Genomic DNA, 13,771 nt, shown 5'->3' with positions numbered 1-13,771 from the left:
GTGGGCGCTCAGTGCGCGGCGGGTGTGGCCATCAGGGCGCGCAGCTCGGCCAGCACCTGGCCGCTGGGCGGGCGCACGCCGCGCCAGATGCGGAAGGCCTCGGCCGCCTGCTCCACCAGCATGCCCAGGCCGTCGCGCGGTGTCGCGCCGTGCTGGCGCGCCCAGCCGAGAAAGCCCTCGGCGGCGGGGCCGTACATCATGTCGTAGGCCAGGCTGCCGGGGCGCAGCACGCGCGCGGGCACGGGCACCTCGGCGCCGGCCAGGCTGCTGGCCGTGGCGTTGATGATGAGATCAAAATCATGCTCCAGCGCTTGTGGGGACTGCGCTGATAGCTCTGTTTTTTGTAGCGCTGCAAGCGCGGCATGCGATTGCACCAGCGCCTGCGCGCGCTCCAGCGTGCGGTTGGCCACCACCACGCGGCGCGGCCCGGCGGCCAGCAGCGGGCCCAGGGCCCCGGCGGCGGCGCCGCCCGCGCCGACGAGCAGCACGTCGCGCCCGGCCAGGGCGAAGCCGGCGCCGTGTTCGATGTCGGCCACCAGGCCCAGGCCGTCGGTGTTGTCGGCATGGATGGCGCCATCGATGAAGCGCAGGGTGTTGGCTGCGCCGGCCAGCTGCACGCGCTCGCTGCGCACGGTGGCGGCCTGCGCGGCTTCGAGCTTGAAGGGCACGGTGATGTTGCAGCCGCGCCCGCCTGCCAGGGCGAAGTCGCGCAGCGCCTGGGCAAAGCCGTCCAGCGGCACCAGGCGGCGCTCGTACACCAGGCGCTGGCCCGTGAGTTCGGCAAAGCGGGCGTGGATCCACGGCGAGCGGCTGTGCTCCACCGGGTTGCCCATGACGCAGTACAGGTCGGTGGGGCGGGTCATCGGACGGAGGTTTCCAGCGTTTGGTCGCGGGTGAACCTGAAGCGCGAGACCACGGCGATCTGGTCTGCCTTCTGGCGCATGTCGGGGTTGAAGCTGCCGAACGGCCCGGCGCCCACGGCAATGGCTTCGGCCTGGCGGTCCAGGCGCGAGTTGCCCGAGCCCTGCACGATCTCGGTGCCGAGCACGCGCCCGTCGTGGTTGACGGTGAGGATCATGACCAGCTCGCCGTAGAGCTTCTTGCCGCCGTATTCGGGGAAGTTGACCGTGCCCTTGTCCTCGACCTTGCGGCGCAGCTGGTCGTAATAGACGGCGTACACCTCCTCGCGCGTGGCGGGGCTGATGTAGCGCTTCTTGGGGCGGGAGTTTTCTTCGTTGATGCGCTTTTCGATCTCGGCCAGCATCTTGATGAGCTGGCGGCGGCGCTCCTGCTCGGCTGCCTCCTGGGCGTTCTGCGCAGGCTTGCGCGGGTCGGGTGCGGGCAGCGCGGCAATGTCCTTGCGCAACTGGGCGAGCAGCAGGGTTTGCTGCTCCTGCAGCGCGTCCATCTTGCGCTGGGCTTCCTCGAAGTCGTCGCCCACGGTGGTCAGTGCCGAGTAGGGCAGGGGGCTGGTGGCGCGGCCCTTGTCGGCGTCGCCGCCCCCGGCCAGCGAGAACTGGGCAATGGCCTGGGCCTTGTCGGGCTTCTCGGTGGATTGGGCGTTGACCAGGATGACCTCCAGCGGCGTGTCCTGGAACATGCGGTCAAACCCTGCGGGATCGACAAAGCGCACCGAGAGCACGGCGGCATGCAGCGCCACCGACACGCCCAGCGTCAGCTGCAGCGTGTTCCACTGGGAGAGGAAGGAAGTCAGCGGTTTCACGGGGAGGGATTATCGGTGCTTGCGCCGGCCTCGGGCTCGTTGACGTCCACGGCAATGGCGATGGGGCCGGCCTGCAGGGCTTCGTCGTCCTCGGCCTCGTCCACGGGGCCGTCGTCGCTCGGGTCCGCAGGGTCGTCCAGGCGCTCGATCAGGGTGCCGTGCACGTCCAGCGCGATCTCATCGACCTCGCCCAGGCGCACGCGGATGCGCGCGCCGCGCGGCAGGTTTTGCGCGCCCAGCACCGGGAAGACCAGCGGAAGCGCATCGGCGCGCACCAGAAAGCTGCCGCCGGGGCCTTCCTTGAAGACGGTGGCTTCCAGCTCGGTGATGCCGTTCTGCTCCAGGTACTTGAGCGTCCAGAAGCGCTCCATGCCGGCCTGGTAGCCGTTGTAGGCGCTGTAGGCGGCGTCGAAGCTGCTGATGATGGAGAACAGGTCGGCGTCCTTGGGCTTGAACGGCGCGGCCAGTGCGGCGGTCTTGCCGTGGCGCGCGCAGGCAATGATCTGCCACTGGTTCACCAGGTCGGTGTAGCGGCGCAGCGGCGAGGTGGCCCAGGCATAGCTCTTCACGCCGATGCCCGCGTGCGGCAGGGCCTTGGTGCCCATGCGCACCTTCACGCCCGGTGCCAGGCTGGCCTGGCTGCGGTAGATGCCAGGCACGCCGTGTTCGGCCAGCATCTGGCCCCAGGTGCTGTTGGCGACGATGGCGGCCTCGGCCACGATCAGGTCCAGCGGCGCGCCGCGCTTGCGCGTGCCGATGGTGACCTGCTCCGTGCCCTGCGGCTCGGCACCGTCGTTGCCGTGCAGGCGGAAGGTGTAGTCGGGGCGGTTGAAGGTTTCGGGCTTGCCTCGCACCAGCTCGCGCCCGGCCTTCAGTTTGAGTGCCAGGCGGTACAAAAAGGATAGCTGCTCGCGCCGGTCCAGCAAGGCCTGGGGCGTGTTTTCGACCTGAATCGATAGGTCCTGCAGCCAGGCCTCGGTGACGATGTGGTCGAGCTGGTCGTGGCGCAGGTTCACGGCCACGGGCACGCGCTCCAGGCGCGTTTCGGTGGCGGTGATCTCCAGGGTCTGCTCGTCGATGGTCGCGTAGAGCGACACGGCCGGGTTGGCGCGGCCTTCGTCCAGGGTATAGATCTGCACCACGGCGTCGGGCAGCATGGTGATCTTGTAGCCCGGCATATAGACGGTGGACAGGCGCGTGCGGCCCAGCTTGTCCAGGTCGCCGCCGGGCTGGATGGCCAGGCCCGGTGCGGCAATGTGGATGCCCAGCGTGACGGTGCCCGTGCCCAGGCCCTGCACCGAGAGCGCGTCGTCGATCTCGGTGGTCTGCGAGTCGTCGATGGAATAGGCTTGCACGGGGGCCAGCGGCAGGTCTGCCGGTGGCTGGGGCGCGGCGACGGCGGGAAAGCCCGTGCCCTTGGGGAAGAAGTCGAACAGGAAGCGCTTCCAGTGGAACTGGTAGCTCGAATCGATGGCGCCCGCCTTCTGCAACAGCGCCAGCGGCGCGGTGTGCGTGGCGCGGCTGGCCTCGACCACGGCCTTGTATTCGGGCGCGTTCTTGTCGGGGCGGAACAGGATTTTGTAGAGCTGGTCGCGGATGGGCTGCGGGCACTCGCCCTGGCCCAGTTGCTCGGCCCAGTCGGCGATCTGCTGCATCACCAGCTTTTTCTTCTCGATGGCGGCCAGTGCCTGCTGCAGGATTTCGGCCGGGGCTTTCTTGAAGCGGCCCTTGCCGGCGCGGCGGAAGTAGTGCGGCGCATCGTAGAGCGCGAACAGCGCGCCGGCCTGCTCGGCCAGCGTGGCGCTGGTGGAAAAGTAGTCGCGCGCCAGGTCGGCAAAGCCGAATTCCTCCTCGGGGGCGAATTCCCAAGCCAGGGGCAGCTCGATGGTGGCAGCCACGGCCTGGGCCTGGGCCACCAGTTCGGCGGGGGCGGGCTTTTCGAACTTGAGCAGGATGTGGGCGGCCTTGGCCTTGACCCGTTTGCCGGAATCGAGCTCGATCTGGGCTGAGGTCTCGGCTTCGGACAGGATGCGGCCAGCCAGGAACTTGCTGGCTTCTTCAAACAATGCGTACATGGGCGCGATTGTCCCATGGGCTTGCCGCAGGGAGGGGTCAGGCCAGTTCGAGGAAGTCCACGATGGCGTCCAGGTGCGTGTCGAAGTCGCTCAGCGCATGGTCTCCGCCTTCCAGCAGGCGCAACCGGGCCTGGGGGTAGCGTGCCACCATCTCGCGCCAGTCCAGCACTTCGTCTCCCTTGGCGATGATGGCCAGTTCGGGCCCGGCCGGGGGCTGGCCGCGCAGGTCCAGCGCGCGCAACTCCTGCACGTACTCGGGCCGGAAGAAAAAACGCTCCTCGGGCTGGTGCCAGGCGGTTTGTTCGCCGATGTAGCGCTCCAGGTCGCGGGCCGGGTTCACCGCCGGATTCAGCAGCACACTCGGACAGTGGGCCTGGTGTGCCACCCAGGTGGCGTAATAACCGCCCAGTGAAGAGCCCACCACGGCCATCTGGCCGCGCGGCCATTGGGCGATGCCCTGGGCCACCTGCTCCATGGCCAGGCGCGGCGAGGGGGGGAGCTGGGGGCACCAGAAGTGCAGTCCTGGGTGGTGCTGGGCCACATGCTGCGCCATGCGCCGGGCCTTGGCAGACTGGGGGGAGGAGCGAAAACCGTGCGGGTAGAGCAGATGGGTTGTGGCCATGGTGCGACAAAAAGAGGAGCCGGTGCAAACACTGGTACAAAGCGCAAGCGCAGGCATAAGATGTGCGAACAGACTGTTACAAACCCAGGCCCACGATGCCCGATTTTGCCCCGCTCTCCACTGCCAAGCGCCTGCTGACCGGGGGCAGTGCACAGCCTGCCGCCGTGGGGCGCTTTGAACTCAGGCGCCTGCTGGGCAAGGGGGCGCAGGCCAGCGTGTGGCTGGCACACGATCCGCGCCTGCAGCGCGAGGTGGCCATCAAGCTGCTGCCGCCGGTGCAGGGGCAGGACGCCGCCGCGGTGCTGGAGCATTGGCTGCGTGAGGCACGCCATGTGGGGCGCCTGGCGCATCCGCACATCGTGCCCGTGTTCGAGGCCGATGTGCAGGGCCAGCAGCCCTACATCGTTTTTGAATATGTGCCCGGCTGCACGCTGGCCGAGCACCTGGAGCGGCAGGGGCGCTGTGCGCCACACGACGCGGTGTCCCTGGTGGTGGATGTGCTCGACGGCCTGCAGGCGGCCCACGCGGCGGGCATCGTGCACCGCGACCTGAAACCCTCGAACGTGATGGTGGACGCCCAGCGCAACGCCCGTGTCATGGACTTTGGCCTGGCTGCCGCCGTGGCCAGCACGCCCGATGCGCAGTTGGCCAGCGGCACCCCGGCCTACATGGCGCCCGAGGCCACGGCCAGCATGCCGCCCGCGCCTGCGATGGACATCTACTCTGCCGCGCTGGTGCTGGTGGAGCTGTTGACGGGCCGCCCCCTGATCCACCAGACCGATACCTGGCAGGCCCTGTACCGCATTGCCAACGACCGCATCGAACTGCCCGAAGACCTGGGCAGCGGTGTGGACGATGCCTTGCGCGCCATCCTGCAGCACGCCTTGGCCCGTGACCCGGCGCAGCGCTATGCCTCGGCAGCGGAGTTCCGCGATGCGCTGCAGGCCTGGGCCGCACCGGTGAGTGCCTCCACCACAGCGGGCAACGCCACGCTGGACTTTTTGCTGCGGCGCATGCGCCACAAGAGCGACTTTCCGGCGCTGTCGGATTCGGTGGCGCGCATCCAGCGCGTGGCCAGCTCCGAGGACGACAGCATCAGCGACCTCACACGCGAAATCCTCAAGGACGTGGCACTGACGCACAAGCTGCTGCGTCTGGTCAACAGCGTGTTGTTTGCGCATGCCAGCCAAGGCTCGGTCAGTACGGTCTCGCGCGCAGTCAGCCTGGTGGGCTTCAATGCCGTGCGCAACATGGCGCTGGGCTTGGTGTTGCTGGAGCACATGCAGGACAGGCAGCATGCGGGGCAGATGCGCGAGGAGTTTCTGCGCGCCATGATGGCTGCGTCGCTGGCCTCCGAGCTGGGTGGCGCGGCCATGTCGGAGGAGTCGTTCATCGGTGCACTGTTCCAGAACCTGGGCCGCATGCTGTGTTCCTTCTACTTCGCCGAAGAGGCGGCGCAGATCCGCACCGCCGTGGCGGCGGGCACTGAGGAGGAGGCGGCCGCGATGCAGGTGCTGGGGCTGGGGTTGGAGGACCTGGGCGCTGGCGTGGCGCGGGTGTGGGGCCTGCCCGAAACCTTGCAGCGCTGCATTCGCAAACCGCTGGGGGCGCCGCCCCACCGCCCGCCCGAAAAAGGGGCCGAGGGCCTGCGCTGGCTGGCGCGGGCGGCCAATGAAGTGGCCACGGCCATCCTGCAGACGGAGCCGCAGCAGTTGGACGCTCGCCTGCAAAAGCTGGGTTCGGAATGGTCGCGCACCCTGGCCCTGGAGCCACAAGCCTTTGCCGATGCGACCTTGCGCGCGCGCCAGCAGTTGGTGGCGCTGGCGCAGGCGCTGGAGTTGCAGGTGGCCCCCGACAGTGCCGCCGCACGTCTGCTGCGCTTGCCTGCGCCGGTGGTGGATGCCGCCGCCAGCGATGAGCTGGCGCCGCACGAGCTCCATCCCCATGCCACCCAGCCGCTGACGGTGCAGGCCCCTGTCAGTGGCCCCCAGGCCCAGGCGCAGATGGCGGACGTGCTGTCGGCCGGCATCCAGGATGTGACCAATGCCATGGTCAACGAGGGTTTTGCGCTCAACGATGTGCTGCGCATGATTCTGGAGGCCATGTTCCGCGCGCTGGGTGCGCGCCGCATCGTGTTTGCCCTGCGTGATGCGCGCACCGACGTGCTCACGGGACGCTTCGGGCTGGGGGAGGGCAGCGAAGCGGCGGTGCGTTCCCTGGCGGTGCCCTTGCGCGAAACCGCCGACCTGTTCACCGCGGTCTGTCTGCGTGGGGCCGATACCCTCATCAGCGACGCCACCGAGGCCCGCATGCAGGAGCGTCTTCCTGCGTGGTACCGCAAGGGGCTCAATGCGCCCACCTTCTTGCTGCTGCCCCTGCAGATCAAGGGGCGGCCGTTTGCGCTGATCTATGCGGACCAGGAGCGCCCCGGCGCCCTGGCGGTGGATGACAAGGTGCTGGGGCTGCTGCGCACGCTGCGCAACCAGGCCGTCATGGCGTTTCGCCAGCGGACCTGACCCTGGAGGGGCTGCGCGCTGGCCGCGATAATCGCGGGATGGCCACCACGATCGACAAGCCCACACTGCTGCAACGCGTCCTCCCCTTGTTCAGGGGATTTGACGGCTGGCTGGTGGCCATTGTCCTCATGCTGGCAGGCGTGGGCTTGGTCGCCATGTATTCGGCGGGCTATGACCACGGTACACGGTTTGTGGACCATGGGCGCAACATGCTGATCGCAGCGGGCATTTTGTTCCTGGTGGCCCAGGTGCCACCCCAGCGCATCATGGCGTTTGCCGTGCCGCTGTACCTGGCAGGGGTGGCTTTGCTGGTGGCGGTGGCCCTGTTCGGCATCACCAAGAAGGGGGCGCAGCGCTGGGTCAACGTAGGCATCGTCATCCAGCCCAGCGAGATTCTCAAGATTGCCATGCCGCTGATGCTGGCCTGGTGGTTCCAGCGGCGCGAGGGGCAGTTGCGTCCGTTGGACTTTGTCGTGGCGGGGCTGTTGTTGGCGCTGCCCGTGGGGCTGATCATGAAGCAGCCCGATCTGGGCACGTCGCTGCTGGTGCTGGCAGCAGGGCTTTCCGTGATCTATTTCGCCGGCCTGCCCTGGAGGCTGGTGCTGCCGCCCGTGGTGCTGGGTTTGGTCGGCATTGCCGTGCTGGTGGCGATGGGCGACGATTGGTGTGCCGACGGCGTGCGCTGGCCCATCCTGCATGATTACCAGCAGCAGCGCATCTGCACGCTGCTGGATCCCACGCGCGACCCCCTGGGCAAAGGGTTCCACATCATCCAGGGCATGATTGCCATCGGCTCCGGCGGGGTGTTTGGCAAGGGCTTCATGGCGGGGACGCAGACGCACCTGGAGTTCATTCCGGAGCGCACCACGGACTTCATCTTTGCCGCCTACTCCGAGGAGTTCGGGCTGCTGGGCAACCTCGTGTTGGTGTTCGGTTTTCTGATGCTCGTCTGGCGAAGCCTGGCCATTGCCATGGGCGCGGGAACGCTGTTTGGCCGACTCATGGCAGGCGCGGTGTCCATGATCTTCTTCACCTATGCGTTTGTGAACATGGGGATGGTCAGTGGCATGCTTCCCGTGGTGGGGGTGCCACTGCCGTTTGTGAGCTACGGGGGCACGGCCATGGTGACCTTGGGCCTGGCGCTGGGCATTCTCATGTCGATTGCGCGGGCGCAGCGCCTGCCGGTTCCCGGCAAACCGGTGGTGGCCTGAGGCGCACTGGGCCGTGGCCGCCTAAAATCCTGCGGATGACCTCTCGCCCCACCCTTGGCGCGCCGCGCAGCGCGCCCACCATTGATCGCATCGCTCAGGCCCAGCAGTGTCTCCTGGCCCCTTTTGGCCTGGACGAAAGCCACCTGGCACGGGCCCTGGCAGAGATCCGCGCCCACCGCGTGGACGATGCCGACCTGTACTTCCAGACCACACGCAGCGAGGGCTGGAGCCTGGAGGAAGGCATTGTCAAGACCGGCTCGTTTTCCATCGACCAGGGGGTGGGCGTGCGTGCCGTGTGCGGAGAAAAAACGGCCTTCGCCTATTCGGACGACATCTCCGAAGCCTCCCTGTTGGACGCTGCACGCACGGTGCGCAGCATTGCGGCGGCGGGGCATTCCGCGCGGGTGGCTGCCAAGGCACGCAAGGTGGCCAAAAGCCGCAGCCTGTACCCGGCCGTCGATCCGATTGCCACGCTGGACAGCACGGCCAAGGTGGCGTTGCTGGAGAAGGTGGAGCAGCGCGCCCGTGCCCGCGATCCGCGCGTGGTGCAGGTCATGGCCGGGCTGGCCAGCGAATACGACGTGGTGCTGGTAGCGCGTGCCGATGGCACCCTGGCCGCCGATGTGCGCCCGCTGGTGCGCCTGTCCGTCACGGTGATTGCGGAGCAGGGCGGTCGCCGGGAGGTGGGCTCTGCGGGCGGGGGCGGGCGTTTCGGCCTGGCGTATTTCGACGACGTCCAGATCGGGCGTTATGTGGAAGAGGCGGTCAACACCGCACTGGTCAACCTGGAATCCCGACCCGCGCCGGCCGGCGAAATGACGGTGGTGCTCGGGCCCGGCTGGCCCGGCATCCTGCTGCACGAGGCCGTGGGCCACGGGCTGGAGGGCGACTTCAACCGCAAGGGCTCCAGTGCCTTCAGCGGGCGCATCGGCCAGCGCGTGGCCGCCAAGGGCGTGACCGTGCTGGACGACGGCACGCTGGCCGACCGGCGCGGCTCGCTCAATGTGGACGACGAGGGCCAGCCCAGCGGCTGCAATGTGCTGATCGAGGACGGTATTCTGCGCGGCTACATCCAGGATCGCATGAATGCCCGCCTGATGAACGTGGCGCCCACCGGCAATGGCCGGCGTGAAAGCTATGCCCACATTCCCATGCCGCGCATGACCAACACCTACATGCTGGCGGGGGACAAGGACCCGAAGGAGATCATTGCCAGCATCCGCAAGGGCCTCTATGCCACCAACTTTGGTGGTGGGCAGGTGGACATCACCTCGGGCAAGTTTGTGTTTTCGGCCAGCGAGGCCTACTGGGTGGAGAACGGCAAGATCCTCTACCCCGTCAAGGGCGCCACCATCGTGGGCAGCGGCCCGGAATCGCTCAAGAAGGTCAGCATGATCGGCAACGACATGCGCCTGGACAGCGGCGTGGGCACCTGCGGCAAGGAAGGGCAGAGCGTGCCGGTGGGCGTGGGCCAGCCCACCCTGCGCATCGACGGGCTGACGGTGGGCGGCACGGCATAGGTGGAGGGGGCACCCCCCTTGTCGCCTTCGGCACCTTCCCCCCGCTCTCGCATTGCTGCGCAATTCGGACAGGGGGACGCTCCCTGCGCTGCGGGGCGGCCCTTGCGCGGGAGCCCTGGTGGGGCCGCGCCCGCTACTGGGGTTTGGGGCGGAAGGGCCCGCAGGTGTTGCGGCCATGCACCACCTCGGGGCTGGGGGCGTCGGTGGCCGGTGCGCATGGCGGGGGAAGGTTGGACAATCGTGCCATGGCTGCCTCTCGCCCCTTGTCCTTGCAAACGCTCCAGACATTTGGCGATATCAGCCGTTTTCTGCGCGAGGGCGTGGCGGACGAGGATTCGCGCCAGATGCGCGACAGCGTGGGTGCTTTGGCCCAGGTGATCGACGAGGCCGTCAAGGTGCGCCATGCGCGCCACGAGGCGGCGCTGGTCACGCAGCATGCGCAAGGCCTGGTGGGTACGGTGCGTGAGCACCAGCGTTTCATCACCGGGCTTGGCTCGGCCTGGCATGCGTTGTACGAGTTCGGTGCCTACCAGAGTGCTCTGCGCGAACTGCGCAGGGCGGCCGAAGACTGGCTCAAGGCGCTGGAGCGCCGCAGCAGCCGCGAAGGCGCCGCTTTTGACCGTGTGGAACTGCTGGCCTGGCGCACCCTGGGCGAGGGGGTGTTGCTCATCGATATGTATGAGCAGGGCGGCACCAGCCTGCTCAGCGGTGTGCCGGAGTCTTCGCCACCTCCCAGCGCCACGCCCTGGATGCGCATGGCGGCCTGGTGGAAGCGGCTGCGTGGCTGAAATGCCGGGCGCGGGCGCGATACTGCAGTGCAACGCAAATATGCTACATTCGACCCCTATGCCATCGCGTTTCGCTTTTTACTTTTGGTTTTGGTTCTCGGTCCCAGGCGGATGAGAGGCGAGCGCGCGAGCACCCAGACACTTCCCACCCAACCGCCGAAGCTGCAAAGCCCGGCGGTTTTTTGTTTTTGAGCGTTTTCCCTTTCCACTTCTCACAGAAAGCACCCCATGAGCCCCAAAGCCCTGAGCGCCAGTGATGCCTGGTACCAAAGCGTCGAGAAAACCAGCGAGACCGACGACGAACGCATCAAGGACATCACCGTGCTGCCCCCTCCCGAACACCTGATTCGCTTCTTCCCGATCCGTGGCACGGCGGTGGAGCAGTTGATCACCCAGACGCGCAAGACCATCCACCAGATCATGCACGGCAAGGACGACCGCCTGCTGGTGGTGATCGGCCCGTGCTCCATCCATGACCCGGCGGCTGCGCTGGACTATGCGCGCCGCCTGAAGGAAGTGCGCGCCCAGTACCAGGACACGCTGGAGATCGTGATGCGCGTGTACTTCGAGAAGCCGCGCACCACCGTGGGCTGGAAGGGCCTCATCAATGACCCCTATCTGGACGAGAGCTACCGCATCGACGAGGGGCTGCGCATCGCACGCCAGTTGCTCATTGAGATCAACCGCCTGGGCGTGCCGGCGGCCAGCGAGTTCCTGGATGTGATCTCGCCCCAGTACATCGGCGACCTGATCGCCTGGGGTGCCATCGGTGCGCGCACGACGGAGAGCCAGGTGCACCGCGAGCTGGCCTCGGGCCTGTCGGCGCCGATCGGCTTCAAGAACGGCACGGACGGCAACATCCGTATTGCCACCGACGCCATCCAGTCGGCCAGCCGGGGTCATCACTTCCTGTCGGTGCACAAGAATGGCCAGGTCGCCATCGTCAATACCAAGGGCAACAAGGACTGCCACGTCATCCTGCGTGGCGGCAAGGCGCCCAACTACGATGCGACCAGTGTGGCCGCCGCCTGCAAGGAACTGGAAGCCGCCAAGCTTCTGCCGACGCTGATGGTGGACTGCAGCCACGCCAACAGCAGCAAGCAGCACCAGAAGCAGCGCGACGTGGCGGGGGACATTGCCGCTCAGATCGCTGCGGGCTCGCACAACGTGTTTGGCGTCATGATCGAAAGCCATCTGGTGGCAGGCGCGCAGAAGTTCACGCCGGGCAAGGACCAGCCCGGTGCACTGGAATACGGCAAGAGCATCACCGACGCCTGCCTGGGCTGGGACGACTCGCTCCACGCGCTGGCCGACCTGTCTCAGGCCGTTCTGGCGCGCCGCCAGCGTGCCAAGGTGTAAGCTAGCGGCTGTTTCTTATCCCCCACTGAAAGGCATTTCATGCATAGCGTAGTGACGGTTTCCCTGGGTCAAAGTCAGGAATTTCGTTTCGAACTCGATGGCGTCGCACCCATGGCGCACGAAGAGGCGCGGCTCTGGCTCGATGGCGAATTCACTGCCATGGAGTGCGAGCCTCTGCGTGCCAGCGGCAAGGTGCTGCTGGCCGACAAGGTGCTGGTGGTGGCGCGGGATGCGGGCGTCTCCCGGCTGGGCGATCGCGAGTGGCTGGGCCAGTTTGCACGCGCAGTGACTGCAGCGCTGTCGCGCCCTGTGGTGCGTATTGACCTGCAGGGAATGACCATCGCTTACTGATGGAATAGGTGCTTTGCGCCCATCGATAGGGCGCAGAGCGCTACAAAAATAATAGCTAATGCGGCGCGGACCGCATCAATGGGCTTTGCCCAGCGCTTGCAGCAAGCGCTCGTGCACGCCGCCAAAGGCGCCGTTACTCATACAGACGATGTGATCGCCCGCTTGCGCGGCCTGCACCACCTGGGCCACCAGGTGCTCCACATTGGGGGCCGTTTGTGCGCGGCCACCGGGGCCGGTGCCCAGGGGTGCCAGCGCTGCGGCGGCATCCCAGTCCAGCCCAGCGGTGTGGCAGAACGCCAGATCGGCGCTCTCCAGTGCCCAGGGCAACTGCGCTTTCATGGTGCCCAGCTTCATGGTGTTGCTGCGTGGCTCGAAAACGGCCAGGATTCGCGCGCTGCTTCCCACCTGCCGCCGCAAGCCGTCCAGTGTGGTGCGCATGGCCGTGGGGTGGTGGGCAAAGTCGTCGTACACAGTGATGCCGCGTACCATGCCGCGCCGCTCCATGCGGCGGCGCACGTTCTCAAAGCGGGCCAGGCCCTGGGCTGCATCCTGCGGTGCCACACCCACATGGTGGGCTGCCGCGATGGCGGCCAGCGCGTTGAGCTGGTTGTGTACGCCGCCCAGTGCCCATTGCACCTGCGCGACTTTGCGGCCTTGTTGCAGCACGGCAAAGTCGTGCGGCTCCCCCTGTGCGGTGAAGTCGCTCACTTCCGCGCCAAAAGTCAGCACCGGGCTCCAGCAGCCCTGGTGCAGCACGCGGGTCAGGCTTTCTTCCAGGCCGTTGGCCACCACGCAGCCCGAGGGCGGTACGGTCCGCACCAGGTGGTGGAACTGGCGCTCGATGGCGGCCAGGTCGTCAAAAATGTCGGCGTGGTCGAATTCCAGGTTGTTCAGCACGGCGGTGCGTGGCCGGTAGTGGACAAACTTGCTGCGCTTGTCGAAGAAAGCGGTGTCGTATTCATCGGCTTCGATCACGAACAGCGGTGCCTCGCCCTTGGGACCAGCGCCGGGCTGGGGCCGCCGGGCGGCGCCCAGCCTGGCCGAAACGCCGAAGTTCAGCGGCACCCCACCCACCAGAAAGCCTGGCTCCTGACCCGCGCATTCCAGGATCCAGGCCAGCATCGAGGTCGTGGTGGTTTTGCCATGCGTGCCCGCCACGGCCAGCACATGGCGTCCTTGCAAGATATGCTCGCTGAGCCACTGGGGGCCGCTGGTATAGGCGGCGCCACTGTCCAGAATGGCTTCCATCAGGGGGAACTTGGGGCTGCCGTCGGCCAGGCGCGCCCGGCTCACGACGTTGCCGATGACGTACAGGTCAGGCTGCAGCGCCAGCTGGTCGGCGCTGTAGCCCTCGATCAGGTCGATGCCCAGTGCGCGCAGTTGGTCGCTCATGGGAGGGTAAACGCCTGCGTCGCAGCCCGTGACGCGGTGGCCCGCCGCGCGCGCCAGTGCGGCCAGCCCGCCCATGAAGGTTCCGCAAATGCCCAGGATATGGATGTGCATGGATGAATTCTTTGAATGAAATTGGCATTCAAGGCGCATTCTAATTGCGCAAATAGCTATAAAAATAATAGCATTTTTTTGCCTGAACAACCGGGGCGGCCCT

11 protein-coding genes are annotated in these 13,771 nt (G+C 67.1%); 6 read left to right on the top strand and 5 right to left on the bottom strand.

Features of this window, described 5'->3' with window-relative positions; genetic code table 11:
- Positions 1-8 precede the first annotated feature (8 nt).
- Genes aroE through GWK50_RS15115 form a run of 4 tightly spaced genes read right to left on the bottom strand, consistent with a single transcriptional unit; the run spans position 9 to position 4,420 of the window.
- On the bottom strand, positions 9-863 hold the full coding sequence (aroE, locus tag GWK50_RS15130) for a shikimate dehydrogenase (RefSeq protein WP_162017195.1): 855 nt from the start codon (positions 861-863) through the stop codon (positions 9-11).
- A complete protein-coding gene (locus GWK50_RS15125; RefSeq protein ID WP_162017194.1) occupies positions 860-1,723 on the bottom strand; it encodes a TonB family protein in 864 nt (287 codons plus the stop codon). Before GWK50_RS15125 ends, aroE begins: the two co-directional genes overlap by 4 nt.
- Positions 1,720-3,798 carry an RNB domain-containing ribonuclease gene (locus GWK50_RS15120; RefSeq protein WP_162017193.1) on the bottom strand — a complete coding sequence of 693 codons (2,079 nt, stop codon included), beginning with the start codon at positions 3,796-3,798 and terminating at the stop codon, positions 1,720-1,722. Before GWK50_RS15120 ends, GWK50_RS15125 begins: the two co-directional genes overlap by 4 nt.
- Before the next feature lie 37 nt (positions 3,799-3,835).
- The gene (locus GWK50_RS15115; RefSeq protein WP_162017192.1) at positions 3,836-4,420 is read right to left on the bottom strand and encodes a YqiA/YcfP family alpha/beta fold hydrolase; all 585 of its coding nucleotides are present in this window, start codon (positions 4,418-4,420) and stop codon (positions 3,836-3,838) included.
- 95 nt (positions 4,421-4,515) lie between these two features.
- On the opposite strand from GWK50_RS15115, the gene GWK50_RS15110 reads away from it, so the two are divergent.
- The 6 genes from GWK50_RS15110 to GWK50_RS15085 all read left to right on the top strand — a co-directional run bounded on the left by GWK50_RS15110 (position 4,516) and on the right by GWK50_RS15085 (position 12,165).
- Positions 4,516-6,936: a serine/threonine protein kinase gene (locus GWK50_RS15110; RefSeq protein ID WP_162017191.1), complete on the top strand. Its 2,421-nt coding sequence runs from the start codon at positions 4,516-4,518 to the stop codon at positions 6,934-6,936.
- A 38-nt stretch (positions 6,937-6,974) separates the two neighbouring features.
- Positions 6,975-8,147, top strand: coding sequence for a rod shape-determining protein RodA (rodA, locus tag GWK50_RS15105; RefSeq protein WP_162017190.1), 1,173 nt, complete (start codon positions 6,975-6,977; stop codon positions 8,145-8,147).
- A 35-nt stretch (positions 8,148-8,182) separates the two neighbouring features.
- Complete coding sequence (tldD, locus tag GWK50_RS15100; RefSeq protein WP_162017189.1) at positions 8,183-9,667, top strand: metalloprotease TldD; 1,485 nt, start codon at positions 8,183-8,185, stop codon at positions 9,665-9,667.
- Positions 9,668-9,912: 245 nt separating this feature from the next.
- Positions 9,913-10,455 (top strand): hypothetical protein, encoded by a 543-nt coding sequence (locus tag GWK50_RS15095; RefSeq protein ID WP_162017188.1) that lies wholly within the window; start codon positions 9,913-9,915, stop codon positions 10,453-10,455.
- Between the two features lie 228 nt (positions 10,456-10,683).
- Positions 10,684-11,814, top strand: coding sequence for a 3-deoxy-7-phosphoheptulonate synthase (locus GWK50_RS15090; protein ID WP_162017187.1), 1,131 nt, complete (start codon positions 10,684-10,686; stop codon positions 11,812-11,814).
- 39 nt (positions 11,815-11,853) lie between these two features.
- Complete coding sequence (locus tag GWK50_RS15085) at positions 11,854-12,165, top strand: hypothetical protein (RefSeq protein ID WP_162017186.1); 312 nt, start codon at positions 11,854-11,856, stop codon at positions 12,163-12,165.
- Positions 12,166-12,240: 75 nt separating this feature from the next.
- Here GWK50_RS15085 and mpl read toward each other — a convergent pair whose 3' ends face one another.
- The gene (gene mpl, locus GWK50_RS15080) at positions 12,241-13,668 is read right to left on the bottom strand and encodes a UDP-N-acetylmuramate:L-alanyl-gamma-D-glutamyl-meso-diaminopimelate ligase (protein WP_162017185.1); all 1,428 of its coding nucleotides are present in this window, start codon (positions 13,666-13,668) and stop codon (positions 12,241-12,243) included.
- Positions 13,669-13,771 lie beyond the last annotated feature (103 nt).

This window comes from Acidovorax sp. 210-6, assembly GCF_010020825.1.
Lineage (GTDB): Bacteria > Pseudomonadota > Gammaproteobacteria > Burkholderiales > Burkholderiaceae_C > Simplicispira > Simplicispira sedimenti.
The sequence above is the reverse complement of the archived record's forward strand: the minus strand, read 5'-3'. Positions and strand labels throughout refer to the sequence as shown.